The following is a 26,588-nucleotide window of genomic DNA, read 5'->3' on the forward strand; positions in this document are numbered from 1 at the left end:
GCGCTGGATCGCCTTCATCTGCTCGTTCAGATAGTACTCGCGCTGGGTCTTCTCCATCTGGCGCTTCACGCGGTTACGGATCTTCTTTTCCGTCTGCATGACGCTGATCTCGCCCTCCATCAGGGCGTAGACCTTCTCCAGCCGCTTCACGACGTTGAAGACTTCCAGCAGTTGCTGTTTCTCGGCGATCTTCACCGACAGATGGCTGGCGATGCGGTCCGCGAGCTCACCGGGGTTGTCGATCTGGGGGATCGCGGCCAGCGCCTCGGGCGGCACCTTCTTGTTGAGCTTCACATAGTTTTCGAACTGCTCGACGACGGCGCGGCTGAGCGCCTCGGCTTCAGCCGAGCCGGCGCCGTCTTCGGCCACATAGGCGATCTCGGCCTCATAGAATTCCGCCTGGCCGGTGAACCGGGTGACGCCGGCCCGGGCGCGGCCCTCCACAAGCACCTTGACGGTGCCGTCAGGGAGCTTGAGCAGTTGCAGGACGGTCGCGACGACGCCGACGTCATAGATCCCATCGGGCGAGGGATCGTCGTCGTCCTTGTCTTTCTGGGTGGCGAGCAGGATCTGCTTGCCGTCGTTCTTCATGGCCTCTTCCAGCGCGCGCACGGACTTCTCGCGGCCCACGAAGAGCGGCACCGGCTGGTGCGGAAACACGACGATGTCGCGCAGCGGCAGGATTGGGAGGATCTTAATCTCGGACATGATGCTTCAACTCCTGACCGGCCGCGTTGGTGTCGCAGCCTGGCCTCCCGGACCGCGGTCACTCGAGACGATGCGCCTGAGTCGGACGATCCGTCCGCCCACGCGGGGCGGCTGTTCGGTGATTTATGTGGACCGTTCGGCCCACGGTTCAAGCGGAGCAACAGCTTTGCGCGACACTGGGTCTCACCGCGAATCACATCCCAGCTTGAGAAGTGAAGTCACGGTCATGCGCGCAAAATTATGCCCGACCCTTAGACAGGATGTGGGGATTCGATACGCCGGGCTCAAGCGGCCTGGCTTGTGAGCGCCTCCTCGACGAATTCCATGCGGTCCTGGCCAAAGAACATCTCTTCGCCGACGAAGAAGGTGGGCGCGCCGAAAACACCGCGTTCCACCGCCGCCTCGGTGAGGGACTTCAGGCGATCCTTGACGTCGTCGCGTTCGACCATCGCGCGGAAGTCATCGGGCTCAAGGCCCGCGCGGCGGATCACCGGGGCCAACTCGGCCGGGTCGCCAAGGTTCTTCGGGTCCCGCCACATGGCGTCGAAGACCACGTCGCAATAGGCAAGGAAGCGGGTGTCATCAATCAGCCCGGCCGCACCACGCATCAAGTGCAAGGTGTTGATCGGAAAGTACGGATTGCGGTTGAACTCGACGCGATGACGCTTGGCCCAGCGCGCCAGGTCGATATTCATCCAGCGCCCCTTGGCAGGAATGGCCGCCGGCGAGGCGTTGCCGGTGGCTTTGAAGACGCCCCCCAGCAGCATCGGCGAATAGTCCACCCGGGCGCCGGTCCGCGCCGTCAGGTCCGGCAAGCGCTTGTAGGCGAGATAGCTCGCCGGGCTTCCGAAATCGAACAGGAACTCAACGGTCTTGCTGACTTGGACCATGCTCACCAGGCCTCCATCCAAGGGCGCAGATCCAGCTCGTGCGTCCAGGCATCTCGCGGCTGAGTGTGAAGCGCCCAGTAGGCGTCGGCGATGTGTTCGGGGTTCAGGATGCCGTCTCGATCCTTCAAGGCGTGGCGATCGGGGAAATTCTCCGCGATCCAGGCCGTGTCGATGGCCCCGTCAATGATGGTGTGGGCGACATGGACGCCCTTTGGGCCGAGCTCGCGAGCCATGCTTTGAGCGAGCGCGCGCAAGCCGTGCTTGGCCGCGGAAAAGGCGGCGAAGCCTTCACTGCCCCGCACGCTCGCCGTGGCTCCGGTGAACAGGATCGTGCCTCGGCCTCTTGGCGTCATCACCCTGGCCGCCTCGCGGCCGGCCAGGAATCCTGAGAAGCAGGCCATCTCCCAGACCTTGAAAAAAACCCGTGAGGTGGTCTCGGCGATCGGAAAGCGCACGTTCGCTCCGATGTTGAAGACGCAGACTTCCACGGGTGCGATCTCGCGCTCGACCCGTTCGAACAGGCCCACCATCTCATCTTCCTTGCGCGCGTCGAGCCCGAAGGGATGGCCCTCCCCACCCGCCTCGCGGATGGCGGTCACGAGGTTTTCGAGCTGATCGGCGTGGCGGCGTACGACCACGGCGGCAAAGCCCTCGCGGGCAAATCGCCTGGCGATCGCGCCGCCAAGAGCATCGCCGGCGCCAACGACGATGATCGCCTTGTCGGACATGGGTCCTATCTGATGACGCCCATCATATGATGGCAAGCGGACTCATGCCGCCCTTGTGCGCCCCTTCGGCTTTACAGTGAAGCCCGCGACCACGCCTGCTGCGCCGGAGGCGAGAGCCGCGACGATCATGGCCGCGCGGTAGCCGGCGGCGATCGCCCTCGTGTCGGAACCGCCGATCACGAACCCGAGCAGGGCCACGGCAAGCAACCCCGCCACGCGAGCCACCGCATTGTTCACGCCGGCAGCCGCGCCCTCGTACTCGTCCGCAACGGCGCCCAGCACCGCGTCGGTCAGGGGCGCCACGGCGATGCCTGCCCCGACGGCCAGAACCGCAAGACCCGGAAAGACGGAGGTCCAGTAGCTCGCACGATCCGCAAGCGCCGCCAGGAGCCCGAAGCCCACAGCCGCCAGCAGGGGCCCCACGATCAGCATCGGGCGCGCGCCGATCCGCGAGGCCAGCCGCCCGGCCAGCGGGGAGAGCACCACAAGCGCCACCGACATCGGCAGCAAACCTGCGCCGGCCGCCGAGGGCGCATAGCCATGCACCCGGATCAGCTCGAACGGCAGCAAGAAGAAGGCCGCTCCAAACGCGGCGTAAAGCACCAGGGTGACCGCATTGACGCCCGAGAAGGTCGCCGATCTGAAAAGCTTCAGGGGGATCATCGGGTTGAGAGCTTTTCTTTCGATGAAAGCGAAGCTTGTGAGAGCGACCATCCCGAGCGCCGAGACGCTCAGCACCACCGGGTCGCCGCCACGACCCGGAGCGACGGTGAGCGCCCAGGTGATCGCCGAAAGCCCCACCGTGACGGCGCCGGCGCCCATCCAGTCCACGGGGCCCGAGGTCTTGCCGCGGCTCTCCTTGGCGTTGACCAGCACCAGCCACAGACAGATCGCAGCCACTGGCACGTTGATGAAGAACACGGCGCGCCAGGAGATCACCTGGGTCAGCCAGCCGCCAAGAACCGGCCCGATGGCGCTGGTGAGTCCGCTTGCCCCTGCCCAGATCCCTACGGCCTGGCCGCGCCCTTCAGCGTCATAGGTCGCGCCCAGGAGCGCCAGGCTGGCCGGCACGAGCAAGGCTGCTCCCACGCCTTGAACGGCGCGCGCGGCGATCATGAACGGCAGATTTGGCGCCAACCCGCAGGCCACGGAGGCGAGCGTGAAAACGGCCACCCCGATCGCGAACACGCGCTTGCGTCCATAGCGGTCCGCCGCAGCGCCGCCAGCCAGCACAAGTGCGCTGAGCAAGAGGGCGTAGGCGTTCATGATCCACTGGGCCGCGGTGAGGTCGCCGCCGAGCGCCTGCTGGATCACCGGCAGGGTCAGGCTCACCGCCGAACCATCGATGAAGGCCAGGCCCGAGCCCAGCACCGTCCCGGCCAGGACCAGCGTCTGGGCCCTCGGCGGATGCGCCAGCCCCTCGACCTGCTCGACGAGCACCCGGTCGCACGGAGGCTGAAGTGCGCTCATCAGGACGCCGGCGCCCCAGCGCTGGCGACCTTGGACCTCGCCGAACTCATCATCTGATCTAGAGCAGCCCGGTCGAAGTACCTGCCCCGGAGCACCACGCCCCGGATCGCTCGCGTCGCGGCGATGTCCTGCAGCGGATTGTGGTCGAGGATCAGGATGTCGGCGACCCTCCCGGCTTCGATCGCCCCGTAGCGGTCCGAAGAACCGAAGAATTTCGGCCCCGAGAGCGTTGCGGCCTGCAAGGTCTGAAGCGGCGTCAGGCCATGGGCCACGAAGATCGCCATCTCGTCGTGAAGCCCGATCCCGGGGTAGTTGAACGAGTTCAGGAAGCCCGCATCAGTGCCGGCGATGATCGTCACCCCGGAATCCCGCAGCAGCGGCAGCAGGTCGGCGGACTTCGCGTAGCGCTCGTGGCGCGCGGCGATCGCCTTGGCGTCGTCCTTCGCCGCCCGCTCAATTCGCCATTCGTAGGTCTTCTTCAGGCCCGGCCCGATGTAGGCGAGGTAGGCATCGTGCTTGTGGTCGTCCTGGTCGAGGTAGGTTGTCGCCTTCGAACCGTTCAGGGTGGGTGTGATGAAGGTCCCGTGAGCGGCCATCTTGCGAAAGGCCGCCTTCGCCGTGGCGGGGTCGAAGGTGGCGACAGCGCGCGCCGTCGCCTCCTCCGCAGTCAGCCTTCCGGCCGCAAAGGCGCTTGCGATCTGAGCTTCTTCCGACGAGCCCGCTTTCAGGGCGTAGCCCATGTGTTCGACCGAAGTGAGCCCGGCGTCCACCGCCTGCTCGACGGTGATGGCGGACGGGATATGGGCCGAGGTCTTCAAGCCTCGTCTGGTCGCCTCTCGGACGGCGTAGAGAAAGATGTCGGGCCTGATGGTGTTGTCGGTGATCTTCACAAAATCGACCTTTTCGCGCTGGAGCTTGTCCAGCGCGGCGTCGACCTCAGCTTTCGTCCCGACTTCCAGCGTTCCCTTCCAGATCGGCTTGTAGCCCTCGAGTTTCGGGCCGGAGGTATAGATCGTAGGGCCCATCAACTCGCCACGCGCCACCTGGCCCCGCCAGGCCAGGACCTGATCGGCGAGGTCGCCGGCGCAATCGCGGACACTGGTGATCCCGTTGGCGACGTAGAGGGGCAAAAGGTCCCTGTTCTCCTGGATCAGGTCTTCGCCGCCGCCGAAATGCACGTGCATGTCCCAAAGGCCGGGAATGACGAACTTGCCGGTCGCATCGATGGTCTGGCTGGCGGCGTAGCCGGCGGAATTCCGATCCGGCGCAACCCCCACGATCTCTCCGCCGCGCACCGCCACCAATTGATCGTTCGCCATCGCGCCGTTCCTGACGTCGATGACGTTGGCGTGGCGGATCAAGAGGTCGACGGGCTGGGCGGCCTGCGCGCTGGACGCAAGGCCGATGGCGGCGCTGGCGAGGCCGGCGAGGACAGGGTGGCGCATACAGTGTCTCCTTGGCCGAACCTGTTAGCGCCCGGCTCGGACCATGTCGCCGAGGTTTTGCGCACCTCGCCCCTCGCCGCCGCCGGGATCGGGGCGACCACGACCCGCTGCGCCGCTGGTCAATCGGCAATCGGCTCGCGGCAGTTCAACTCGATGGCTACGCCGTTGAGATCAGTTACGAAAATCTGGCGGATGCCGCCGTTCGGCGCCTCGCCGGCGTCGTAGGCTATGCCGGCCGCGTCCAGCCGCCGCGCGGCCGCCTCGTAGTCGTCGATGGTGAAGGCGAAGTGGTCGAGGGCCGAGCCCCGCGACGCCGCCGCCGGTTTGGCGACCTCGACCAGATGAACGACGGCGCGGCCGCCGGCGTAGAGCCACGCGCCGGCGAACGGAAAATCGGGCCGCCAGCCCTCGGTCAGGCCCAGCACATCCATAAAGAAGGTCCGCGTCTTCGCCAGATCGGCGGTGCGGATGTTGATGTGGTCCAGTCCAAGGATGGTCATGGCCGAGGCTCTTCTTTCAAGGACCCTATCAATGCAAGCACGTCAGCTGTTCTGCGCGAAAGTCGCAAATGTCATCGGGCGTCACCCGCCAGGCATGACGATGCTCCCTCCAGTACGCCCCGCCCGCACGAGGGAAAGTCGGATCCCCCAAGGCTCCTTGGGCGAGGCAACCTGATCGACAGGTTGGCGGCACGCGCAGGTCGCCGTCCGCTCGATCCGGGCGTCGTCGGTCGCGGGCCCCTCGATGGCGAAGCGCAAGATAAACACAGGGGCGCAGAAAAGACGAAGGCCCCGCGGTCGCCCGCGGGGCCTGATGCCTGATGGTGTTGACTAGGCCGCGCCGCCCTTGTCGCGGCGTTCGGCATAGATGATCAGCGGTTGGGCGCGGCCTTCCACGACCTCGGCGTTGACCACCACCTCTTCGACGCCGTCGTAGGTGGGCAGCTCGTACATGGTGTCGAGCAGGATCGCCTCGAGGATCGAACGCAGACCGCGCGCGCCGGTCTTGCGCGCGATGGCCTTGCGGGCCACCGCATTGAGGGCGTCGTCGGTGAAGGTAAGACCGACATTCTCCATGTCGAACAGGCGGACGTACTGCTTCACGAAGGCGTTCTTCGGCTCGGTGAGGATCTTCACCAGGGCCTTCTCGTCAAGGTCATCCAGGGTCGCGATGACGGGCAGGCGGCCGACGAATTCGGGGATCAGGCCGAAGCGCAGCAGGTCGTCCGGCTCCACCTGGCGGAAGATCTCGCCGGTGCGGCGGTCGTCCGGATCAGTGACCTTGGCGCCGAAGCCGATCGAGGTGCCCTGCCCGCGCGCGGAGATGATCTTCTCCAGACCCGCGAAGGCGCCGCCGCAGATGAACAGGATGTTGGTGGTGTCGACCTGTAAGAACTCCTGCTGCGGATGCTTGCGCCCGCCCTGCGGGGGCACCGAGGCGACGGTGCCTTCCATGATCTTCAGGAGGGCCTGCTGCACGCCTTCGCCCGAGACGTCGCGGGTGATCGACGGGTTGTCGGACTTGCGGCTGATCTTATCGACCTCGTCGATGTAGACGATGCCGCGCTGGGCCCGCTCGACATTGTAGTCGGCGGCCTGGAGCAGTTTCAGGATGATGTTTTCGACGTCCTCGCCCACGTAACCCGCCTCGGTGAGGGTCGTGGCGTCGGCGACGGTGAACGGAACGTCGATGATTCGGGCCAGCGTCTGGGCCAGCAGGGTCTTGCCCGTGCCGGTCGGACCGATCAGCAGGATGTTGGCTTTGCCGAGCTCGACGTCGTTGTTCTTCGTCGCGTGGTTGAGGCGCTTGTAGTGATTGTGGACGGCGACCGAGAGGACCTTCTTGGCGTGGTCTTGACCAATCACGTAATCGTCGAGGACTTCGCGGATTTCCTTAGGCGTAGGCACGCCGTCTTTCGATTTGACGAAAGAGATCTTGTGTTCTTCGCGGATGATATCCATGCACAGCTCAACGCATTCATCGCAAATGAACACGGTCGGGCCCGCAATAAGCTTGCGAACCTCATGCTGGCTCTTGCCGCAGAAAGAGCAATATAGCGTGCTCTTCGAATCTCCGCTCGCGGCTTTGGTCATTATTGATTCTCACTCTCTAGGCGACCCGAAACGGCTCCTGAGCCTGAATCGCGCCCCACGGACGTCGCCGCCCTATCACTGCAGAATACGCGCCGCGGGTTGTCTAAGTCTTGACATTCCTCGATCCCGCCCGGGATCACAAGCCTTGCCGCCGTGTAGCGACAATTGGCGGCGCGAGCCGAATTACGGGCTCGCCGCGAGCCTAGATGGGATTTGGGGCGAAATGGCACAAGATCGGCCTGCCGTCGAGGCTCTCATGGGGCGCTCAGCCCCTGCAGCCGTTGTCGCCTTCGATTTCGACGGCACGCTCACGGTCCGCGACAGCTTCACGTCCTTCCTGAAGTGGCGCGCGGGTCCGGTGCGATATGCGATCGGGATCGTCAGCCTGGCTCCCAGCGCGCTAGCCTACCTCTTTCACCGCGACCGAGGGCGCATCAAGGCTGCGGCGGTCAGGACGTTCCTGAAGGGCGTCCCGCGCGAGCGCCTCGAGGCTGACGCCCGAGAATTCGCCGAACGCGCCTCAGGCAGTCTGCTGCGTCCCGACGCTGTCGCCGCCTGGCGGGACTGGCGGGACAAGCCCGTGCGGCTGGCGATCGTCACCGCCTCGCCGAATATTGTCGTGGAGCCGTTCGCTCGAAGCCTGGGAGCTGATGTTCTCATTGGCACTGAACTCGCCTTTGATCCTCAAGATCGGATAGCGGGCGGATTTGCCACCCCCAACTGCCGGGGTCCGGAGAAGGTCGTGCGCCTGAAGGCGGCGTTCGGCGAGCACCTCGAGGTGAAGGCGGCCTATGGCGACACCAGCGGCGATCGCGAGATGCTGGCGATCGCAGAAACCGCCGGCTACCGGGTCTTCAAAGGGACGCCATGACGCTGCGTTTCAAGGTCGACAAGCTGATCCGCGATAATCTGCCGGCGATGATGCAGGCGCAGGGTCTGACAGTTTTCACGCGCCGTCTCGACGAGGCGGAGTTTGTGGCGCGGCTGAAGGACAAACTCGTGGAGGAGGCCGCCGAAGCAAAAATGGCGACATCGCGCGCGGACCTGATCGACGAACTGGCCGATCTTGGCGAGGTCATGCTGGCGCTCGCCGCTGCGGCCGGCGTGACGCAACAGGAGATCGAAGTTCGTCGCCTAGCCAAGCACGCCGAGCGAGGCGGCTTTGACGGGCGAATTCACAACGCCGCTGTCGAGGGGGATGAGGCGAGCGCCGGGGTGGCCTATTATCTGGCCCGTCCTACGCAATATCCCCGTGAGGAGACGTGAGACACGCCCGCGACAGCGACCTGGATCGGCTGGATGATCTGCTCGTCCAGCTCAGGACGCTGCCCGGGCTGACCGAGAAGAAGCGCGGGGTCTTCTATCGGAAGTCCCGCGCTTTCCTGCATTTCCACGAAGACCCGATGGGGATGTTCGCCGACATCAGCGGTCCGGATGAGCGGATCGATGTCACCGGCGCGGCCGGCCAGGCCCGCCTCATGGAGGCCGCCCGCCGGCGCCTGGACGGTTAGCTAGCTTTCGCTTTCGCGCTTTTCCCAGACGTGGTCGACGATGCCCCACGCCTTGGCTTCCTCCGCGGTCATGAAGCTATCGCGGTCGAGGACGGACTCGACGGTCTCCACCGATTGGCCGGTGTGCTTGGCGTAAAGCTCGTTCAGGCGCTGCTTGGTCTTGATGATGTCCTCGGCGTGGCGCTCGATGTCCGAGGCCTTGCCGGAGAAGCCGCCCGAAGGCTGGTGCACCATGATCCGCGAGTTGGGGAGCGCGATCCGCTGGCCCTTCTCCCCGGCCATCAGCAGGAACGACCCCATCGAAGCGGCCATGCCGAGGCAAAGCGTGATCACCGGGCTCTTGATGTATTGCATGGTGTCGTAGATCGCGAGACCGGACGTCACCACGCCGCCCGGCGAGTTGATGTACATCTGGATCTCTTTCTTCGGGTTCTCGGCTTCGAGGTGCAGCAGCTGGGCGCAGATCAGCGCCGCCATGCCGTCCTCAACCGGCCCGGCGAGGAATACGATCCGGTCCTTCAGCAGTCGGGAGAAGATGTCGTAGGCGCGCTCGCCCCGGCTCGTCTGTTCGACGACCATCGGCACGAGGCCGAGCGCGGTGGTGACAGGGTCACGCATAGGAAGTGGTCCTTCTTGGAATCTTGTCGAGCCTGCCGATGGCTCGTCACCGCAGGATATCGCGTGCCTCAGCCCAAGGCGCAAGGTGACCCGAAGCACGATGCGGTCAGGCGCGATCCCCCTGATCGCTGAATCGTGCTCCAGAAGCCAGGCCGCGCCCTGCGCCGGTTTCGTTTTGATCCGAGGCGCCGTGCGGTCATGCTGAGGCGTAAAGAGTCCGGGGAATTTATGAAGCTTGAACTCATCGCCCTTGCGAGCGCCGCGGCGTTGCTCGCCATGCCGGCCCAGGCGGCTCCACAAGCTGCGACACGCGACGCCAAGCTCTGGGCCGCCGCCGAAGCCGCCAGGCCCGAACAGCTCAAACTGCTCGAGCAGATCGTGGACGTCGATTCGGGCACCGGCGACGTCGAGGGCGGCCGCAAGGTGGCGGCCATCCTGAGGGCGCGCCTGGAAGCTCTGGGTTTCAGCGTCGAGAGTGTGAAGGCAGAGGCTGACGGGCTTCCGGAGAACACCGTTGCGACCCTCAACGGCACCGGCAGAGGCCGCATCCTGCTGATCGGCCATATCGACACGGTGTTTGGCCCTGGCGCCGTCGCCCAGCGGCCGTTCCGCATGGATGCCGCGAAGGCCTACGGACCGGGCGTCTCAGATGAAAAGGGGGGCGTGGTCGAAGGCCTCTACGCCCTGCAGATCCTTCGTGACCTCGGTTTCAAGGACTTCAAGCAGATCGTCTTCCTGATAGAGACCTCCGAGGAACGCGGCTCGACGGGCACGCAGGGCCTGATCGCCAGGCTGGTGGCCGACGCAGACGTGGAGCTCAACCTCGAGCCGGGCGACACGCCCGATGTCCTGACGGTCTGGCGCAAGGGCGCGACGACCTTCCACATCGAGGTCAAAGGCCGCGCCGCCCACGCCGGAATTGCGCCGCAGGAAGGTCGCAACGCCGCGGTCGAGCTTATCCACCAGATCCAGGCCGACGACGTGTTCCCCAAGAGCGGCGATGGCCTGACCGCGAACCTGACGCTCCTGGAAGCCGGGACCCGCTCCAACATCATTCCGGAGAAGGCCTCAGCGCAGATCAATGTCCGCGTCCGCGACAAGGCCGACTACGACAAGGTGCAGGCTGTGCTGGAGAAGAACGCCGCCATCACCGTGGTCCCTGACACTAAGGTCAGCATCAACCGCGGCGGTGAGAAATCCTTCCCGCCCCTCCCAACCAACCCAGGCACCGACGCCCTCGCCGACCGGGCCGAGGCGATCTACGCGAGCCTTGGCATGAAGATCACCCGCGGCGGCAACGGCGGCGCTTCGGAATCGGCGCTCGCGGTTGAAGGCGGGATTCCGGCTCTGGACGGCCTCGGGCCCGCGGCCGGTGGGTTCCATTCGGACAGCGAATACCTGCTGCTGGGAACGGTGACGCCAAGGCTCTATCTGCTGACCAAGCTCATCCAGGAGCTCGGCCACGCACCGCCGCCACGGCTGAAGTAGCGCCCCTTGGAGCTAGAACCTGCGCCGTCGCGCAAATGGCGGTGGAGGGCGACAGCGACCTTGTGCCGGGCCGCTGCGAAGACGGTCCACTCCAGCGCGGCAGGCTCGAGATCGGTGCGGCAGCCGCCAGGGACAAGTCTGTTTTTTAAGGTCGATCTGCTTGATCAGACCGCGATCCGGTCAAGCCATTCCTTGAGGATCGGCATCACCTGCTCGCCCGGCGCGAAGCCGCGGGTGACAACGCCGTAGACGCCCTCGGAGTTGGGGCCCGCCACAAGCGTCGGGAAGCCGGTCACGCCGGCGCGTTGCGAGATCGCGTAGTCGCGCCAGGTCTCCTGCTTCGCCTCGTCGCTGGCCCAGGCTTGCAGAAAGGACGCGCGGACTAGGCCCAGTTCCTCCGCCAGGCCGGCCAGCACGTCTGCGGTCGTGACGTCGAGGCCCTCCGCGTAGAAGGCGCGCTGGGCGCGGCACAGAAACGCGGCGGCCATTTCCTCGCCCTCGCGCCTGGCCACGACAACGGCGCGGGCCGCCGGATCGGTGTCGTAGGTGAAGCCCGGCGCGGACATACCTGAACCGTCGAACGGCAGGCCAGTCGCCTCGTGGACATGAACCCAGTGGTTCGCAACCTCGAGCTTGGCCTCCTCAGTCATCGCGGTGTCGGTTCCGGGCCGCAGCCCGCCCATCACCACGCGAACCGGCAAGGCCCGCCCAAAGGTGCGGCGTATGTCCTCGATGACCGGCGAGAAGCCGTAGCACCAGGAGCACATCGGGTCGGAGAAGTAGATCAGATGAGGCGTGGACACGGGAGCGAGTCCTCCAAGCCCGCCGAGCATCGCAGGTGACGGTGGCCCGGTCACCACCCGGCCCTTCACCTTTGCGCGCTTCTCGGCCACTTTAAGGCCATGGCGCACGATCACGACGACCATGAGCACAGTCACGCCCAGGATCCGCCGTCCGACATGGCGCTGCGCGTAAAGGCCCTCGAGTCGCTGCTGACGGAGAAAGGCCTTGTCGACCCCGCCGCACTCGATGCGATCGTCGACCACTTCGAGCACAAGGTCGGCCCACGCAACGGCGCGCGCGTCGTCGCCCGCGCCTGGAGCGATCCGGCCTACAAGGCCCGCCTGATGGAAGATGCGACCGCCGCCATCGCCGAGCTCGGCTACGCAGGCGGCCAAGGCGACCACATGGTGGTGGTGGAGAACACGCCCCAGATCCACAACCTCGTCGTCTGCACCCTCTGCTCCTGCTACCCATGGCCCGTGTTGGGCCTGCCGCCGGTCTGGTACAAATCCTCGCCTTACCGCTCGCGCGCTGTCATCGACCCACGCGGGGTGCTCAAGGAATTCGGGACGGAGCTGCCGGCGGAGACCGAAGTCCGCGTCTGGGATTCGACCGCGGAGATCCGCTATCTGGTGTTGCCCGAGCGTCCAGCCGACGCCGATGGGCTGGACGAGGACCAACTGGCGGCTCTCGTGACCCGAAACGGCATGATCGGAACGGCCCGGCTGTGAACAGCGTCCACGACATGGGCGGCATGCATGGGCTGGGGCCCATTGCGCCAGAGACAGCGGAGCCGGTCTTCCATCACGTCTGGGAAAGCCGGATGCTCGCCATCAATATCGCCTCGCCCACGCGCAGCAACATCGACGCCGGCCGGCATCGGCGCGAGCGCATCCCTGGCCCCGACTACCTGCAGATGAGCTACTACGAGAAATGGTACGCAGGCGCCGTCGAGGGCTTGCTCAGCAACGGCCTCGTGTCTCCCGAAGAGCTAGCTTCCGGCAAGGCCGCGCCGGACGCACCGAAGGCCACGCCTCGCCTGAGCCCCGACGAGGTCGAGGCCGCGCTGAGCAGCCGAGGCTCCTATCTCCGCGAGGTCGCCGACAAACCCCTATTCCGGGCGGGCGACACCGTGCGCGCGCGAAACATCAACCCGCTCGGCCATACCCGTCTCCCCCGCTACGCCCGAGGACGTATAGGTACGGTCGTGCGCTCGCACGGGGCGCACGTGTTTCCGGACTCCAACGCTCACGGCAAGGGCGAGGACCCACGTCCACTCTACACGGTGCGCTTCAGCGCCCGCGAACTCTGGGGGGAGACTGCCGAGGCTCGCGACAGCGTCTGCTTGGACCTCTGGGAGCCGTACCTTGAGCGCGCCTGACCCGTTGGCCCTTCCCGGACTGCCGCGTGACGAGATCGGGCCGGTGTTCGCCGAGCCCTGGCAGGCGCAGGCCTTCGCGCTCACGCTTCAGCTCCACGAGCGAGGGGCTTTCAGCTGGAAGGAATGGGCCGAGACGCTGGCGCGCCGGATTAAAGACGCCGGACCGACGGATGACGGCTCGCGCTACTACGAACACTGGCTGGCCGCGCTGGAGGAACTGGTGACGTCCAGGCAGCTGGCCGCCAGTTCGGCCCTACACGAGCGCCGCAAGGCCTGGGAGGACGCTTACCGCCGCACCCCGCACGGCCATCCCGTGGAGCTTGACGTCGGGCCTGCGCGATAGGTTTCGGCCGGTCGGGTCCAGGACCCGGCGCGGAACAAGGCGGGACGATCAGCCCCGGCGCATGGCCGACTTCGCCTCGCGCTTGGCGCGGGCCTCAGCCTTGGCGGCGGCCTTTCGGTCCTTGCGCTCCTGGCGCTTGAGCTCGAGCTGGGCTTCCTCGTTGTTGGCGAGCGCCAGCCGCTTGGCCTCTGCCTCGGCCTCAGCCTTCAGGCGAGCGGCTTCCTTGTCAGCCGCCCGCTTGGCGCGGACTTCCTCGACTTCGCGGGCCTTGCGCTGGGCGCGGGTCTCGAAGACCTCGGGCTGCACTGTGGGCTTCGGCTTGAACTTCTCAAGCAGGGCTTTACGGGCCTCCGCCTGGGAAGTCAGGCGTTCGTTGAAGCCCCCGATTTTGGACTCTCTCATCATGACTTTCGGATAGGTCTGGATATCAGGCGAAGCAACCTTCGCCGGGCGGATTGGGTTGCCCTGAACGCGCCGCGGAAGACCGCGACAGGTTCAGGGGCGATCATCTCAGCCGACGATGTCGGCTTCGGTGAAGAACTGGGCGATTTCCAGGGTCGCGTTTTCCTGGCTGTCGGAACCATGCACCGAGTTCTCGCCGACGCTTTCGGCGAAGAGCTTGCGGATGGTGCCCGCGGCTGCGTCGGCGGGGTTCGTCGCGCCCATGACTTCGCGGTACTTGGCGACCGCGCTCGGGCCCTCCAGGACCTGCACGACCACAGGGCCCGACGTCATGAACTCGACCAGCTCGCCGTAGAACGGGCGCTGGGCATGCACTTCGTAGAACTTCTTGGCCTGCCCCTCGGTCATGCGGATGCGGCGCTGGGCCACGATGCGCAGGCCGGCGTCTTCGATCACCGCGTTGATCTTGCCGGTCAGGTTCCGCTTGGTCGCGTCCGGCTTGATGATCGAGAAGGTGCGTTCGGTCATGAGTCTCTTTGCATCTCTGGATTGGCGGGAAGCCGAGCGGCGCGCCGCCAGGTGGCGGGCTCTATACCCGCCCGGCCCGCGCTCGCCAAGGCGCTGCGGCGCCACAGTCCTGACGGATCAACATGACGGGGGCGTGTCGGTCTGCTATGGACGCGCCGGTCAGGCGGCGGCGCGGCCCCTCATCCCTGGCGTCCCCATGTCCCCGCAGGCCTTGCGAAGCGCTGGTCCGCGACCTCCGTATTGCGATACCCCCCATGCTGCAGATCAAAGACCTCGTTTTCGACGCCTGGGGCCGCCGGTTTTTCGACCAGGCGACCGTGAGCCTGCCCAAGGACGCCAAGGTGGGCCTCGTGGGCCGCAACGGCGTCGGCAAGTCGACGCTGTTCAAGCTGATCCTGAACCAGTTGGTGCTGGGCTCCGGCGAGATCGGCATGCCGCGGGCCGCGCGGATCGGCTCGGTGGATCAGGAACATCCCGCGACCCCGGCGCCGCTGCTGGACACGGTGCTTGCGGCCGACGTCGAGCGCGCGAGCCTGCTCGCCAGACTGGATACGGCCGAGCCAGAGGATCTGGGCGACATCTATAGCCGCCTGATCGAGATCGATGCAGACCGTGCTCCGAGCCGGGCGGCGGAAATCCTGGCGGGCCTGGGCTTCTCCAACGCCGACCTTTCACGCCCGTTGTCCGAGTTCTCCGGCGGTTGGCGGATGCGTGTGGCCCTGGCCGCCTCGCTTTTCGCAGCCCCTGACCTACTCCTCCTCGACGAGCCGACCAACTACCTCGACCTGGAAGGCGCCCTTTGGCTGGAAGCGCGGCTGAAAAAGTACCCGCACACCGCCATGGTGATCAGCCACGACCGTGAGCTGCTGAACAACTCCGTCGACCACATCCTGCACTTGAAGGACGGCAAGCTCGACCTCTACGTCGGCGGCTACGACAGCTTCGAGAGCCAGGTGACCGAGAAGCTGCGCCTGCAGGAAGCCATGCGGGTGAAGATCGAAGCCAAGCGGGCGCACATGCAGTCCTTCGTCGATCGCTTCCGCGCCAAGGCCTCGAAAGCCACCCAGGCCCAGTCACGCCTGAAGATGATCGCCAAGCTGCCGCCGGTCTCCAACGTCATCGAGGATCGGGTGGCGCCGTTCACCCTGCCTTCGCCCGAGCGGCCGTTGCCTCCGCCGCTGATTCGGCTGGAGGGCGCCAACGTCGGCTATGGCGGCCCGCCGATCCTGAGGAAGCTGAACCTGCGCCTCGACATCGACGACCGCATAGGTCTGCTCGGCGTCAACGGCGCCGGCAAATCGACCTTCGCCAAGCTGGTGGCGGGAGCCCTTGAGGTCGAGGTCGGGACCCTGCTGCGGTCCCCCCGCCTGAAGGTGGGGTGGTTCCACCAGCATCAGATCGAGGCGATGGACCCGACGGACACGCCGCTGGAGATCATCCGCCGCGCCCTGCCGCAGGCGAGCGAGTCACAACGGCGCTCGAAGCTTGCCCAGTTCGGCCTGGGCTTTGAGAAGGTCGAGACGACCGTGGCCAATCTCTCCGGCGGCGAGCGGGCGCGGCTGCTGCTCAACATGGTCGCCATGGAGGCCCCCCACCTCCTGATTCTCGACGAGCCGACCAATCACCTGGATATCGACAGCAGGCGCGCGCTCCTCGATGCGCTCAACGAGTACGAGGGGGCCGTGATCCTGATCACCCACGACCGGTCGTTGATGGAGCTCGTGGCCGATCGCCTGTGGCTAGCCGCCGACGGCGGCATCGAGCCCTTCGACGGCGATATGGAGGATTACGCCAGGTTCGTCCTCGACCGCGCGCGCGTGGCTGCGCGCGCCCCTACCCAGGTCGCCGAGCAGCCGCCCGCGAAGCCGGCGCCTGCGCCGCCCGCCGCTCGCGCGAAAGTCCCCACGGGCACGGCCCGCCGCCGAGCGGAGGCCGCCGAGGCCGCGCTTGGTCGTGCGACGGCCACCCTTGTGGAGATCGACGCCAAGCTGACGGACCCCGCCGTGTTCGCCAAGGATCCCGCCAAGACTGCTGAGCTCGGCCGCCGGCGCGACGCCGCCCAGGCGGCCGTCAACGCGGCCGAAATCGAATGGCTCGCGGCCCAGGAGGCTTACGAGGCTCTGACCACGGACCCGTAAGCGGCGCGTGGAAGCTCAGGTTATGTGCTTGGGGCTGATCGGATCGCTGCCCGGAAAGGTCTCCTCCAGGGCCTCGTCGAGCAAGGCCTCCTGGCGGTCTTCGGATGACTTCACTTTGTCCGCCATGTGGTCGTGCTTCTCGTTGTGCCTGAGCGGCTCGGCCTGGCGATGGTGCGGCACCTCGATGTGACGGTCTTCGTGGATCGGGGCTGCGTCCACGGCGGCATCAGCGTTCGCGCCGCCGGACCCGTGCGTGAACGCGCGCTTGGCCTCGTCTTCGGTCTGCTTGCGGGGCATCGGGCATTCCTTTTGGCTGCGTCGGCTATCTAAACCCTCGAGCTGCAGCCCAGGTTGCGTCTCATTTCTTTGTGAGCAGCAGCTGACCCTCCTTCTGCAGCGTGCCTCTGACCTTGTTGGCGATCATCGCCAGGAAGCCCGGCAACAGCACCTCGACCGTCACGGCGGCGTCCGCCACAGCCACAAAGCCGGTGATCGACTGGCCAAACGAGGTCAGCGAGAAATTCAGCCGATCGCCATCCCACTGCTTTTCGAGCGCTCCGGCTGACCCGCCCAGGTGGTGGGAAAGATCGCCGAAACCCTCATCGATTCGCCTGCGCGCTTCGGCGCGGCCGAGCTGGTGGGGAATAGTGACGCTGATTGGCTGAGCCATGCCCTAGAAGAACGTCCAATGACCGCGCTCGTGGACCCGCAGATTGTTCTGCATGTGGCGCACGCCATCGATGTCGGCGACGTCTTCGATGCGCCGCTTGTCGACCTTGCGGCGAACCGTGCCGTTCAAGGTGACTTCGCCATCCTCGACCACCACGTCGACATCGCGCAGGTCAAGGCCGCGCTCGGCCTCCAACCGCTCGGTGATCACCGCCCAGAGCACGCGATCCGAAGGCCCGCGGCGACGGCGCGGCGCGCGCTCGCCGGGGGAGAGAAACTCCCCTGCCCGGTCCATCCACGAACGGGACGGGTGATCGGGCCGATAGTCCCCCCGATCCATCCGCCGGGCATAGTCGCGGTCGGCGTCGGCGTAGCGGCGGTAGGCTCGTCCGCGCTCGGCGTCATAGGCGTAGTCGTTCGAGTAGTCCGCTTGGCCGAAATCGTTGGTGCGCGGTTCGATATCCTCCTCGGCGCGATAGCCCGTGCGCCGCAGCGGATCGTAGCCGTAGTCCTCCGAATAGTCGGCCTGGCCGTAATCGTCACGGTGGCGAAGCGACGCCCGGCGGCGCTCTTCCTCGCGCTCATGCCAGTCTTCCCGCGCCATGACGTTTCTCCTTCGTTGTGCATAGCCTTCGGGCGAAAAACCGGCGCCATGCCTATCGGTTCCCATATGTGGTCGGCCGAGCCGTCCTGGCGGCCTCGCTCGCCTGCCCGATTCAGCGGAGATTCTCGGCTGTGACCTCACCCGACGCGCCTCAAAGGCCCGCGCCAAGACCCGTCGAGGCGACCTTGGCCGATCACTTGCCGCCGCCGGATCACCGGCTGGCGCCAGTGCTACGAGCGGCGCTGCACGTGGTGCCGGTCCTCTTGCTGATCGCCGCTGCCTGGGTCCTTTGGCGCGAGTTCCACAAGCTCAGCTTCGCCGAGGTCAGCGCGGCGATGGCAGGTTGGGGCCTGCAGTCGATCCTGTTGACCCTGGTGCTTGCCGCGGCGAGCTTCGTCCTGATGGGCGCCGTCGAGTGGGTGGCCCTACGCTGGACGGGTGCGCGAGTGCCTTGGTGGCCAACCCTGGCCGGCTCGTTCCTGGCCAACGCCATCGCCCACGCCATAGGAGCCAACCTGCTTGTTTCCGGTGCGATACGGGCCCGGTTCTACGACCGATACGGCGTCACCCTCACCCAGGTTGCGGGCACGACGGTATTCGCAGCGGTGTCGTTCGGGGTGGGCCTGGCGACACTGTCCGGCGCCGGCCTCGTGCTCGCGACGCACGCCGAGCTGGCGCGCACTGCCATACCGCCGGCGATCGGGCGCGCCTTGGGCTGGACCCTTCTGTTCGGCGCCGCGGCCTACGTCACCCTCTGCGCCCTGCGGCGCGAGCCGATCAGGGCGTTCGGGCGCAGCGTCACCCTGCCCAGCGTCCGCGACGCCCTGGCCCAGGTGGTCCTGGGCGTCGTCGACAACGCCATCGCCGCGGCGATCCTGTGGATCCTGCTGCCGGCGGCCGGGCCGAGCTTCGTCACCTTCGTGGGAGCGTACGCGGTGGCCTGCATTGTCGGTCTCGCCTCTTCTGTGCCGGGCGGGGCGGGGGTGTTCGAGAGCGCGATGGCCGCACTTTTGCCGAGCGTAGAGCCTGCGGCCCTGGCCGCCGCGTTCCTGGGCTACCGCCTGGCTTACTATCTCCTGCCACTGATCCTCGCGATCATCGGCTTGGCAGGCGACACCGTGAGGAAGAACGAGCGAACTTAGCTAAAGCCGCTCGCGCAGTCGGCGGAGTTCGTCTTCGATCGCGCGTTCACGAACGTCGCCGCTGAAGTGATAGACCGCGATGGCGTGGGCGGTCAGCCCGAGGCCCCAGCCGATGATCGGCCAGATCGCCCAGAAATAGCCCGGAGAACTAACCAGGTTGATCATGACCAGGCCCGCGTTGACCACCAGATAGGCCATCAAATGAACCTTGAAGCTCAACTTCAGGTCGGCCCGGCGCTCGGCTTGGCGCCGTAGGTCCTGCTCTTCGCTCATCGTCGTTTCCCCCGAAGGCGCGGGCCGAAGCATGGCATCGGCTCCGAAGCTAGTCGACCGCCCGCGCGCCGGCTGAGGGACTTAGTCCGGTTTGGCAGGTTCGATCGTTACGCTCTCGCCGCAGCCGCAGGCATCGGTCTCGTTGGGATTTCGGAACACGAACTTGGCGGCAAGCCGGCTCACGTCGTAGTCGATCTCCGTACCGATCAGGAACAACACAGCCTTGGGTTCGACCAGGATGGTTACGCCCTTGTCCTCAACAACCTCGTCCAGCGGGTGGGCGGCCTCGGCGTATTCCAAGGTATATTCCTGGCCCGCGCAGCCGCCGTTCTTCACGCCGACCCGCAGGCCGGCGTAGGGCTTTTCGGCCCTGGCCATTATTTCCCGGACGCGCTCGGCGGCGCGCTCGGAGAGCCTGACCACCTTGGGCCGTTCGCGCCGGCCGCGCGGCGTGGGTGTGATCGCAAGATCGTTCATCAGAACATATTCAGCTGCAGCTTGGCCTCATCGGACATCCGCGACGGGTCCCACGGCGGATCGAACACCAGCTCGACCTTGCAGGACTTGATTTCGGGGATCTCCCTGACCGCGTCCTCGACCCAGCCAGGCATCTCACCGGCCACCGGGCAGCCGGGCGCTGTCAGGGTCATGTCGATGACCACGTCCTTATCGTCCGAGACGTCAGCCTTGTAGATCAGGCCGAGCTCGTAGATGTCGACCGGGATTTCCGGGTCGAACACCGTCTTCAGCTTGTCGATCAGCTTATCGGTCAAAACGTCGAGCTCCACCTGCGAAAGCGGGACTGTGGTCTTGGGGTCGAGGCTGGAGGCGTCATCCATCGGGGTCATATGTTTTAAGCGAAAAATGCCTGAGTCTTGGTCAAAGCGTCTACGAACGCGTCAGCTTCCTCATGAGTGTTATATAGGGCAAACGAAGCCCGCGCGCTCGACGTCAGACCGAAACGCCGCATGAGCGGTTCTGCGCAATGCGTGCCGGCGCGCACCGCAACGCCATATTTGTCGAGGATCTGGGCGACGTCATGGGCGTGCGCCCCATCGACGGTGAATGAAAGTATCGCGCCTTTGCCGGGCGCTTCACCCAAGACGCGCAGCCAGTTGGCGCCGTTCAGCCGCTCGCGGACGTGGGTGTAGAGCCCGTGCTCGTGCTCGGCGACTGCCGCGCGGTCGAGGCCGCCCAGCCAGTCGATGGCGGCGCCCAGGCCGATCGCCTCCAGGATCGGCGGCGTGCCGGCCTCGAAGCGGTGCGGGGGGTCGGCGTAGGTGATCTCTTCAAGCGTGACCTTACCGATCATCTCGCCGCCGCCTTGGTAGGGCCGCAGCGAAGCCAGCCGCTCGGACTTGCCATAGAGGGCGCCGATGCCGGTCGGACCGTAGAGTTTGTGGCCGGAGAAAACGTAGAAGTCGGCGTCCAGCGCCTTCACGTCGATCGCCCGGTGAACAACGGCCTGACAGCCGTCCAGCAGCACAATCGCGCCGGCCTCATGGGCCAGGCGCGTGAGTTCAGCAACCGGGTTCACCGTGCCCAACACGTTGGACATGTGGGTCAGCGCTACGACCCTCGTACGCTCAGAGAGGAGCTCCTTGAAGGCCTCCATGTCCAGCCGACCGTCGTCGGTTACGGGCGTGAACTTCAAGACGACGCCCTGCCGCTCGCGCAGGAAGTGCCAAGGCACGATATTGGCGTGATGCTCCATTTCAGAGAGCAGGATTTCATCGCCGGGCCGCAGCGCCGCGCCCAGGCCAGACGCCACCAGGTTGATCGCCTCTGTGGCGCCCTTGGTGAAGACGATCTCCGGGGCCTCGGCGCCGATGAAGGCCGCAATCTTGCTGCGGGCGCCCTCGTAGGCCTCGGTGGTCTCGTTGGCGAGGGTGTGCAGGCCGCGATGAACGTTGGCGTAAGAGTGTTCCATCGCCCGCGTCATCGCCTCGATCACCGCGCGCGGCTTCTGGGCTGAGGCTGCTGAGTCCAGATAGACCAACGGCCTGCCGTTCACCTGCCGTCCAAGGATCGGAAATTCCGCGCGGATCACTTCAGCGTCGAAGGCCATGCTCAGACCCTCAGCCTGTCGCCGACCCATGCCCGAACAACGTCGCGAACGGCCTCGTGCTCGATGCGGTCGACCACCTCGCCGATGAAGGCCTGGGTGAGCAGGGCCCGCGCATCGGCTTCCGACAGGCCACGCTGGCGCGCGTAGAAGAGAGCGTCCTCGTCGAGCGCGCCTACGGTGTTGCCGTGCGCGCAGGCGACGTCGTCGGCATAGATCTCGAGTTCCGGCTTGGCGTCCACCTCGGCGCGGTCGGAGAGGATCAGGGCGTGGTGGCCCATGCGGGCGTCCGTGCGATCAGCACCTTCCTCGACAACGATCCGCCCCTGGAAGACGCCTCGAGCCTGGTCGCGCACCACGCCCTTGGTGAGCTGCTCGGTGGTTCCGTCGGCGTACTCGTGGGTCACGACGCTCGTCTGGTCGCAGTGGGCCTTGCCGGCCAGCAGGTAGATGCCGTCGAGGCGGAGCGTGGCGTGGCCGCCGGGGTGGAATACCTCAGTCTCTATCCGTTGCCGTCGTGCGCCGGACGCGATGATGGTCTGAGCAAAACTCGCATGTGGCGCCAGACGCACCTGCGCCTGGCTGACCGAGACGGCGTCGGGTTGATCCTGCGCCAGCACGATGCGCTCGACGGCGCCGCCTTCGCCAAGCCGGATCGAGATCTCGGTCTGGGCGATCGAGCCTGCGTCGCTCTCGTAGCTTTCCAGCAGCTGCAGCCGAGCCCCCTCGCCAAGGGTGATCGCCACCCTGGCGGCGTGGACACCAGCGCCTCGTGAGACCAGTCGCAAGGCCACCGTCGCCTGCCCGCCCGCCGCGACGTCAATCTGCGCCTCGCCGCCGTTGACCAGCACGCGGCTGTCATCGGACAGGGCCTCGAACGGCCCCGCACCCACATCGCCGTTGAAGGCCTCCGACGGGTCCGGCAGCGAGCGGATAAGGCCACGCAGGTCAGTCCAGCGCCAAGCCTCATCCCTTTTGCCGGGCAGCTCGGCGACGTCGCGGTCGCGTATGGCGCTCGCCAGGCTCACGCGGCCCTCTCGTAGCGTTCGTATCCGCCTCGCTCGAGCTCATGGGCCAGTTCCGGCCCGCCCGAGGCGACGATCCGTCCGCCGGACAACACATGGACCCGGTCGGGCGTGATGTAGTCCAAAAGCCGCTGGTAGTGGGTGATCACGAGCATGGCGCGCTCGGGGCCGCGCAGGGCATTGACCCCTTCGGAAACGATCCGCAGCGCATCGATGTCGAGCCCGCTGTCGGTCTCGTCAAGGATCAGGAAGCGCGGCGAAAGCATAGCCATTTGAAGGATTTCCATCCGCTTCTTCTCACCGCCGGAGAAGCCGACGTTGAGGGCGCGCTTCAGCATCTCGAAGTCGATCTTCAGTTCGGCGGACTTGGCGCGAGCCAGCTTCAGGAACTCCGGCGCCTTGATCTCGGGCTCGCCCCGAGCCCGCCGTTGGGCGTTGAGCGCCGTGCGGATGAAGGTGAGCGCCGGCACACCCGGGATTTCCAGCGGATACTGGAAAGACAGGAAGACGCCCCTTGCAGCCCGCTCGTCCGGAGCCAACGCCAGCAGGTCCTCGCCGTCCAGGGTCGCCGAGCCCTGCGTCACCTCATAGCCGTCCCTGCCGGTCAGCACATAGGAAAGCGTCGACTTGCCCGCCCCGTTCGGCCCCATGATCGCATGCACCTCGCCGGCCGGGACCTCGAGGCTGAGCCCCTTCAGGATCTCCTTGCCGTCGACGGCGGCGTGCAGGTTCTGGACTTTCAGCATCTTAATGAATCTCGTCGGCCAGGAACTGGGCCATCAGGCGAAGGGCGTCGGCGACACTGTCGGCCTCCTCGCGTTTCACCGGCGCGGCCGCGCCGGTCGCGGCGACGTGCCGCTTGTCACCAACCGTGACGCTCGCCTTGCCCGCTTCGAAATAGGCGCGGATGCGGAAGGTCTCGCTTTCGACGATTACGGTGTAGCGGCGCCAGTCGACCGTGAGGCCGTGCCGCGCGAGGAAAGCGGGGTCGCCGATCACCGCATCATAGAGCTGCTCGGAGCGGGCCAGGTCCTCTTCCTGCTGGCGGCGCTCGGCCTCTTCGCGGGCATGGCGTTCTGCGTCACGGCGCGCCTGCTCCACCTCGAAGGCGTGCTTGAGCGACAGCGTGGCGGGCGGGCTCCTGCGGCGGGTGGGCGCGCTCATCCGACGCTGCCTTCGAGGCTGATCGCCACCAGCTTCTGGGCCTCCACGGCGAATTCCATGGGCAGTTCCTGCAGCACGTCTTTGACGAACCCGTTGACCAGAAGCTGCACCGCCTCCTCCTGCGAGAGGCCGCGCTGCATCACGTAGAACAACTGATCCTCGGAGAGCCTGGTGGTCGTGGCTTCGTGCTCGAACTTCGCCTGGCCGTTGCGCGCCTCGATGTAGGGCACGGTGTGGGCGGCGCAGTGCTTGCCGATGAGCAGGCTGTCGCATTGGGTGAAATTGCGCGCGCCCTTGGCCTTGGGGTGGGCCGAGACCAGCCCGCGATAGGTATTGGACGAACGGCCGGCGCTGATCCCCTTGGAGATGATCCGCGAGCGGGTGTCGCGACCGAGGTGGATCATCTTGGTGCCGGTGTCGGCCTGCTGTCGGCCGTTGGTGATGGCGATCGAGTAGAACTCCCCGGACGAGCCGTCGCCGCGAAGGATGCAGGATGGGTATTTCCAGGTGATCGCCGAGCCGGTCTCGACCTGGGTCCACGAGACCTTCGAACGATCGCCGCGGCAGTCGGCGCGCTTGGTGACGAAATTGTAGATGCCGCCTTTCCCGGTCTGCGGATCGCCCGGGTACCAGTTCTGGACGGTGGAGTATTTAATCTCCGCATCATCGAGGGCGACCAGCTCGACGACAGCGGCGTGCAGCTGGTTCTCATCGCGCATGGGGGCAGTGCAGCCCTCCAGGTACGAGACGTAGGCTCCGGCGTCGGCGATGATCAGAGTGCGCTCGAACTGGCCGGAATTCTCGGCGTTGATCCGGAAGTAGGTCGAAAGCTCCATCGGGCAGCGCACGCCTGGCGGCACATAGACGAAGCTGCCGTCGGAGAAGACCGCTGCGTTAAGGCAAGCGAAGTAGTTGTCGCTCACCGGCACGACCGAGCCGAGGTATTTCTGGATCAATTCCGGGTGCTCGCGGATCGCCTCGCTCATCGAGCAGAAGATCACGCCGGCCTGCGCCAGCTCCTTCTTGAAGGTGGTGACCACCGAGACGCTGTCGAAGACCGCGTCCACGGCGTAGCGCGGCGCGCCCTCGACACCCGCCAGGACCTCCTGCTCGCGTAGCGGAATACCCAGCTTCTTGTAGGTTTCAAGGATATCCGGGTCGACCTCGTCGAGGCTTTTCAGCGCCGCCTTCTGCTTTGGCGCGGCGTAGTAGTAGCTGTCCTGGTAGTCGATCCGGGGGAAGCTGACCTTCGCCCAGTTCGGCTCCTCCATCGCCTGCCAGCGCTCGAAAGCATCCAGCCGCCAGTCCAGCATCCATTGCGGCTCATGCTTCTTCGCCGAGATGAAGCGGACGATGTCGGCGTCCAGGCCCTTCGGGGCGAAGTCCTGCTCGATGTCGGTGACGAAGCCGTGCTTGTACTTTTCGAGGCTCTCGACGTGTTCGACGGTCTGACGGACGGCGGCCATGGTCAGGCTCCCACGGCGACGGCTTGGGGGTGGCGCGCGGCGTGGCGCTGATAGGCGGCGAGCCAGGCCTCGATGAAGCGGCTCCAGTCGGCTTCGGAGGTGTTCCATCCCCCGCTGACCCGGATCGCGCAGCCTGAGAGCTCTCCCTGCCCCATAGCGCTCAGCACCGGCGAGGCCTTGACCTTGCCGGACGAGCAGGCCGACCCGGCGCTGACCATCACCTGGGCGAGATCCAGCCCCATCACCTGGCGGTCGGAGGCGAAGCCCGGCGTGGCCACACACAAGGTGTTGGCGAGCCGCGGCGCAGCCTCGCCCATCACCACCGCGCCCACCGCCTTCAGGCGGTCGGCCGCGGCGTCGCGCCAGGTTGCGCGAGCATTGAACTCGGCCAGATCCCGAAGAGCCGCGGACGCGGCCGCCCCGAATGATGAAATCCCCGGGACGTTCTCAGTGCCGCCACGGCGGCCGCGTTCCTGCCCCCCGCCGTGCTGGCGCCTGGACAAGGTGGCGCGGGGACCGAAGGTCAGCGCGCCGACGCCTTGCGGGCCACCGACCTTGTGGGCCGAGACACTGAGCGTGTCGGCGCCCAGCGCACGGCTGTCGACGGCAATCTTGCCTGCCGCCTGGATGGCGTCGACGTGCAGCCAGCCGTCCGCAGCGCGCACGATTTCCGAGGCCGCACGGACCGGTTGGATGACGCCGGTTTCGTTGTTGGCCAGCATCAGGGCGACAAAGGGCTTTCCATCCGCGGCGTCCCAGGAGGCCAGCCGTTTCCCCAGCCACCCCAGGTCAGCCCGCCCATCGGCGCCGGCCGGCAGAACCTCGACCTCGACGCCGAGGACGCGAGAGGTCTCCTGGACGCTGTCATGTTCGATGGCCGAGACGATCAGGCGCCTCGCCCCGGCGGCGACGGCGCTTTCGATGGCCAGCGCATTGGCCTCGGTGCCCCCACTGGTGAAGACCACGGTGGAGGCCGGCGCTGCGATCATTGCGGCCACCTGGTCCCTCGCCTTTTCGACAAGCGCGCGGGCCGCACGGCCGGCGGCGTGGATCGAGGACGGGTTGCCTCCTGTTTCCAGCGCGTGCGCCATGGCTGCGCGCGCTTCGGGGCGAACGACGGCGGTGGCGTTGTAGTCGAGGTAGACAGGCGTATTCATGCGGCCTTCCGGGCGCCGCGCAGGCGGCCGTTGATCACGTCGGCGAGGCTGACTGAGGCCAGGTAGTCCTCGATCCGGTGGCCGAGGTCTTCCCAGAGATCGTGGGTGAGGCAGCGCTCGCCCTTCAGCATGCAGCCCTTGCCCTCCGCCGAGCAGCGCGTGGCGTGCAGCGGCTCATCCACGGCAAGCACGATGTCGGCGATGGAGGTCTCGGCGGCCGAGCGGGCCAGCCGGTAACCACCGCCGGGACCGCGCGCGCTCTGCACGAGTCCCTTGCGGCGCAGGCGGGCGAACAACTGCTCCAGATAGGAAAGCGAGATCTGCTGGCGCTCGGCGATTTCGGCCAGGGCGACAGCGCGCACGGCCTCGCAGTCGCGCCTTGCCAGGTCTGCCATGGCCATCACGGCGTATCGGCCTTTGGTCGAGAGACGCATGCGGTGCGGTCCAGTGCAGTTTTCTCGCGTTTCGCAGCGACCCTATGTTACAAGCCGCCGCCT

At 66.3% G+C, this 26,588-nt stretch carries 33 protein-coding genes; 9 read left to right on the top strand and 24 right to left on the bottom strand.

Going from position 1 to position 26,588, the window contains the following annotated elements:
• The 7 genes from VGI62_RS13285 to clpX form a co-directional block, all read right to left on the bottom strand.
• On the bottom strand, nucleotides 1-708 hold a 708-nt coding region (locus VGI62_RS13285), incomplete at its 3' end, for an LON peptidase substrate-binding domain-containing protein (RefSeq protein ID WP_331504975.1).
• Nucleotides 709-992: 284 nt separating this feature from the next.
• A complete protein-coding gene (locus VGI62_RS13290; RefSeq protein ID WP_331505024.1) occupies nucleotides 993-1,598 on the bottom strand; it encodes a 2-hydroxychromene-2-carboxylate isomerase in 606 nt (201 codons plus the stop codon).
• 2 nt (nucleotides 1,599-1,600) lie between these two features.
• Nucleotides 1,601-2,326 (bottom strand): SDR family oxidoreductase, encoded by a 726-nt coding sequence (locus VGI62_RS13295; protein WP_331504976.1) that lies wholly within the window; start codon nucleotides 2,324-2,326, stop codon nucleotides 1,601-1,603.
• A 42-nt stretch (nucleotides 2,327-2,368) separates the two neighbouring features.
• A complete protein-coding gene (locus tag VGI62_RS13300; RefSeq protein ID WP_331504977.1) occupies nucleotides 2,369-3,796 on the bottom strand; it encodes a DHA2 family efflux MFS transporter permease subunit in 1,428 nt (475 codons plus the stop codon).
• Nucleotides 3,796-5,241, bottom strand: coding sequence for an amidohydrolase family protein (locus VGI62_RS13305; protein ID WP_331504978.1), 1,446 nt, complete (start codon nucleotides 5,239-5,241; stop codon nucleotides 3,796-3,798). Before VGI62_RS13305 ends, VGI62_RS13300 begins: the two co-directional genes overlap by 1 nt.
• A 119-nt stretch (nucleotides 5,242-5,360) precedes the next feature.
• Nucleotides 5,361-5,741, bottom strand: coding sequence for a VOC family protein (locus VGI62_RS13310; protein ID WP_331504979.1), 381 nt, complete (start codon nucleotides 5,739-5,741; stop codon nucleotides 5,361-5,363).
• 330 nt (nucleotides 5,742-6,071) lie between these two features.
• Nucleotides 6,072-7,334 (bottom strand): ATP-dependent Clp protease ATP-binding subunit ClpX, encoded by a 1,263-nt coding sequence (gene clpX, locus VGI62_RS13315; protein WP_111458350.1) that lies wholly within the window; start codon nucleotides 7,332-7,334, stop codon nucleotides 6,072-6,074.
• Between the two features lie 256 nt (nucleotides 7,335-7,590).
• Here clpX and VGI62_RS13320 point away from each other — a divergent pair, with 256 nt between their 5' ends.
• Genes VGI62_RS13320 through VGI62_RS13330 form a run of 3 tightly spaced genes read left to right on the top strand, consistent with a single transcriptional unit; the run spans nucleotide 7,591 to nucleotide 8,845 of the window.
• Nucleotides 7,591-8,205: an HAD-IB family hydrolase gene (locus VGI62_RS13320; protein WP_331504980.1), complete on the top strand. Its 615-nt coding sequence runs from the start codon at nucleotides 7,591-7,593 to the stop codon at nucleotides 8,203-8,205.
• Nucleotides 8,202-8,600 (top strand): nucleoside triphosphate pyrophosphohydrolase, encoded by a 399-nt coding sequence (locus tag VGI62_RS13325; RefSeq protein WP_331504981.1) that lies wholly within the window; start codon nucleotides 8,202-8,204, stop codon nucleotides 8,598-8,600. Before VGI62_RS13320 ends, VGI62_RS13325 begins: the two co-directional genes overlap by 4 nt.
• The gene (locus VGI62_RS13330; RefSeq protein WP_331504982.1) at nucleotides 8,597-8,845 is read left to right on the top strand and encodes a hypothetical protein; all 249 of its coding nucleotides are present in this window, start codon (nucleotides 8,597-8,599) and stop codon (nucleotides 8,843-8,845) included. Before VGI62_RS13325 ends, VGI62_RS13330 begins: the two co-directional genes overlap by 4 nt.
• Here the strand turns inward: VGI62_RS13330 and VGI62_RS13335 are convergent, their stop codons facing one another.
• Entirely contained in the window at nucleotides 8,846-9,463 is a 618-nt protein-coding gene (locus tag VGI62_RS13335; protein ID WP_331504983.1) for an ATP-dependent Clp protease proteolytic subunit, read from the bottom strand.
• 228 nt (nucleotides 9,464-9,691) lie between these two features.
• Here VGI62_RS13335 and VGI62_RS13340 point away from each other — a divergent pair, with 228 nt between their 5' ends.
• Nucleotides 9,692-10,951 (top strand): glutamate carboxypeptidase, encoded by a 1,260-nt coding sequence (locus VGI62_RS13340; RefSeq protein ID WP_331504984.1) that lies wholly within the window; start codon nucleotides 9,692-9,694, stop codon nucleotides 10,949-10,951.
• A gap of 164 nt (nucleotides 10,952-11,115) precedes the next feature.
• Here the strand turns inward: VGI62_RS13340 and VGI62_RS13345 are convergent, their stop codons facing one another.
• Nucleotides 11,116-11,889: a DsbA family protein gene (locus VGI62_RS13345; protein ID WP_331504985.1), complete on the bottom strand. Its 774-nt coding sequence runs from the start codon at nucleotides 11,887-11,889 to the stop codon at nucleotides 11,116-11,118.
• Between the two features lie 21 nt (nucleotides 11,890-11,910).
• On the opposite strand from VGI62_RS13345, the gene nthA reads away from it, so the two are divergent.
• The 3 genes from nthA to VGI62_RS13360 are packed head-to-tail and all read left to right on the top strand — an operon-like array spanning nucleotide 11,911 to nucleotide 13,458.
• Nucleotides 11,911-12,465 carry a nitrile hydratase subunit alpha gene (nthA, locus tag VGI62_RS13350; protein WP_331504986.1) on the top strand — a complete coding sequence of 185 codons (555 nt, stop codon included), beginning with the start codon at nucleotides 11,911-11,913 and terminating at the stop codon, nucleotides 12,463-12,465.
• Nucleotides 12,462-13,115 carry a nitrile hydratase subunit beta gene (gene nthB, locus VGI62_RS13355; protein ID WP_331504987.1) on the top strand — a complete coding sequence of 218 codons (654 nt, stop codon included), beginning with the start codon at nucleotides 12,462-12,464 and terminating at the stop codon, nucleotides 13,113-13,115. Before nthA ends, nthB begins: the two co-directional genes overlap by 4 nt.
• Complete coding sequence (locus tag VGI62_RS13360) at nucleotides 13,102-13,458, top strand: nitrile hydratase accessory protein (protein WP_331504988.1); 357 nt, start codon at nucleotides 13,102-13,104, stop codon at nucleotides 13,456-13,458. The genes nthB and VGI62_RS13360 overlap by 14 nt, the downstream gene beginning before the upstream one ends.
• A gap of 48 nt (nucleotides 13,459-13,506) precedes the next feature.
• Here the strand turns inward: VGI62_RS13360 and VGI62_RS13365 are convergent, their stop codons facing one another.
• Both VGI62_RS13365 and ndk read right to left on the bottom strand, forming a co-directional pair.
• On the bottom strand, nucleotides 13,507-13,860 hold the full coding sequence (locus VGI62_RS13365; protein WP_331504989.1) for a DUF6481 family protein: 354 nt from the start codon (nucleotides 13,858-13,860) through the stop codon (nucleotides 13,507-13,509).
• 108 nt (nucleotides 13,861-13,968) lie between these two features.
• Nucleotides 13,969-14,388 (bottom strand): nucleoside-diphosphate kinase, encoded by a 420-nt coding sequence (ndk, locus tag VGI62_RS13370; protein WP_331504990.1) that lies wholly within the window; start codon nucleotides 14,386-14,388, stop codon nucleotides 13,969-13,971.
• Between the two features lie 254 nt (nucleotides 14,389-14,642).
• Between ndk and VGI62_RS13375 the strand changes: the two genes are divergently transcribed.
• Nucleotides 14,643-16,526 (top strand): ABC-F family ATP-binding cassette domain-containing protein, encoded by a 1,884-nt coding sequence (locus VGI62_RS13375; protein ID WP_331504991.1) that lies wholly within the window; start codon nucleotides 14,643-14,645, stop codon nucleotides 16,524-16,526.
• Nucleotides 16,527-16,541: 15 nt separating this feature from the next.
• On the opposite strand, the gene VGI62_RS13380 is transcribed toward VGI62_RS13375, so the two are convergent.
• The 3 genes from VGI62_RS13380 to VGI62_RS13390 all read right to left on the bottom strand — a co-directional run bounded on the left by VGI62_RS13380 (nucleotide 16,542) and on the right by VGI62_RS13390 (nucleotide 17,799).
• Nucleotides 16,542-16,823, bottom strand: a complete 282-nt coding sequence (locus VGI62_RS13380) for a hypothetical protein (protein WP_331504992.1) — start codon at nucleotides 16,821-16,823, stop codon at nucleotides 16,542-16,544.
• A 61-nt stretch (nucleotides 16,824-16,884) separates the two neighbouring features.
• Nucleotides 16,885-17,196: a polyhydroxyalkanoic acid system family protein gene (locus VGI62_RS13385; protein WP_331504993.1), complete on the bottom strand. Its 312-nt coding sequence runs from the start codon at nucleotides 17,194-17,196 to the stop codon at nucleotides 16,885-16,887.
• A gap of 3 nt (nucleotides 17,197-17,199) precedes the next feature.
• Nucleotides 17,200-17,799: a BON domain-containing protein gene (locus tag VGI62_RS13390; protein WP_331504994.1), complete on the bottom strand. Its 600-nt coding sequence runs from the start codon at nucleotides 17,797-17,799 to the stop codon at nucleotides 17,200-17,202.
• 185 nt (nucleotides 17,800-17,984) lie between these two features.
• Here VGI62_RS13390 and VGI62_RS13395 point away from each other — a divergent pair, with 185 nt between their 5' ends.
• Nucleotides 17,985-18,941 (top strand): lysylphosphatidylglycerol synthase domain-containing protein, encoded by a 957-nt coding sequence (locus VGI62_RS13395; protein WP_331504995.1) that lies wholly within the window; start codon nucleotides 17,985-17,987, stop codon nucleotides 18,939-18,941.
• On the opposite strand, the gene VGI62_RS13400 is transcribed toward VGI62_RS13395, so the two are convergent.
• From VGI62_RS13400 to VGI62_RS13445, 10 genes are all read right to left on the bottom strand, one after another.
• Nucleotides 18,942-19,214: a 2TM domain-containing protein gene (locus VGI62_RS13400; RefSeq protein ID WP_331504996.1), complete on the bottom strand. Its 273-nt coding sequence runs from the start codon at nucleotides 19,212-19,214 to the stop codon at nucleotides 18,942-18,944.
• An 81-nt stretch (nucleotides 19,215-19,295) separates the two neighbouring features.
• On the bottom strand, nucleotides 19,296-19,691 hold the full coding sequence (locus tag VGI62_RS13405) for an iron-sulfur cluster assembly accessory protein (protein ID WP_331504997.1): 396 nt from the start codon (nucleotides 19,689-19,691) through the stop codon (nucleotides 19,296-19,298).
• Entirely contained in the window at nucleotides 19,691-20,053 is a 363-nt protein-coding gene (locus VGI62_RS13410) for an SUF system Fe-S cluster assembly protein (protein WP_331504998.1), read from the bottom strand. The genes VGI62_RS13405 and VGI62_RS13410 overlap by 1 nt, the downstream gene beginning before the upstream one ends.
• A 14-nt stretch (nucleotides 20,054-20,067) precedes the next feature.
• Nucleotides 20,068-21,282: a cysteine desulfurase gene (locus VGI62_RS13415; protein ID WP_331504999.1), complete on the bottom strand. Its 1,215-nt coding sequence runs from the start codon at nucleotides 21,280-21,282 to the stop codon at nucleotides 20,068-20,070.
• A gap of 2 nt (nucleotides 21,283-21,284) precedes the next feature.
• Nucleotides 21,285-22,307 carry a Fe-S cluster assembly protein SufD gene (sufD, locus tag VGI62_RS13420; RefSeq protein ID WP_331505000.1) on the bottom strand — a complete coding sequence of 341 codons (1,023 nt, stop codon included), beginning with the start codon at nucleotides 22,305-22,307 and terminating at the stop codon, nucleotides 21,285-21,287.
• Entirely contained in the window at nucleotides 22,304-23,050 is a 747-nt protein-coding gene (gene sufC, locus VGI62_RS13425) for a Fe-S cluster assembly ATPase SufC (RefSeq protein WP_331505001.1), read from the bottom strand. The genes sufD and sufC overlap by 4 nt, the downstream gene beginning before the upstream one ends.
• 1 nt (nucleotide 23,051) lies before the next feature.
• Nucleotides 23,052-23,468: a hypothetical protein gene (locus VGI62_RS13430; RefSeq protein ID WP_331505002.1), complete on the bottom strand. Its 417-nt coding sequence runs from the start codon at nucleotides 23,466-23,468 to the stop codon at nucleotides 23,052-23,054.
• On the bottom strand, nucleotides 23,465-24,934 hold the full coding sequence (gene sufB, locus VGI62_RS13435; RefSeq protein WP_331505003.1) for a Fe-S cluster assembly protein SufB: 1,470 nt from the start codon (nucleotides 24,932-24,934) through the stop codon (nucleotides 23,465-23,467). The genes VGI62_RS13430 and sufB overlap by 4 nt, the downstream gene beginning before the upstream one ends.
• Nucleotides 24,935-24,936: 2 nt before the next feature.
• The gene (locus VGI62_RS13440) at nucleotides 24,937-26,091 is read right to left on the bottom strand and encodes a cysteine desulfurase family protein (RefSeq protein WP_331505004.1); all 1,155 of its coding nucleotides are present in this window, start codon (nucleotides 26,089-26,091) and stop codon (nucleotides 24,937-24,939) included.
• Entirely contained in the window at nucleotides 26,088-26,525 is a 438-nt protein-coding gene (locus VGI62_RS13445) for an Rrf2 family transcriptional regulator (protein ID WP_331505005.1), read from the bottom strand. Before VGI62_RS13445 ends, VGI62_RS13440 begins: the two co-directional genes overlap by 4 nt.
• Nucleotides 26,526-26,588 lie beyond the last annotated feature (63 nt).

Source organism: Phenylobacterium sp. (assembly GCF_036495085.1).
Taxonomy (GTDB): domain Bacteria; phylum Pseudomonadota; class Alphaproteobacteria; order Caulobacterales; family Caulobacteraceae; genus Phenylobacterium.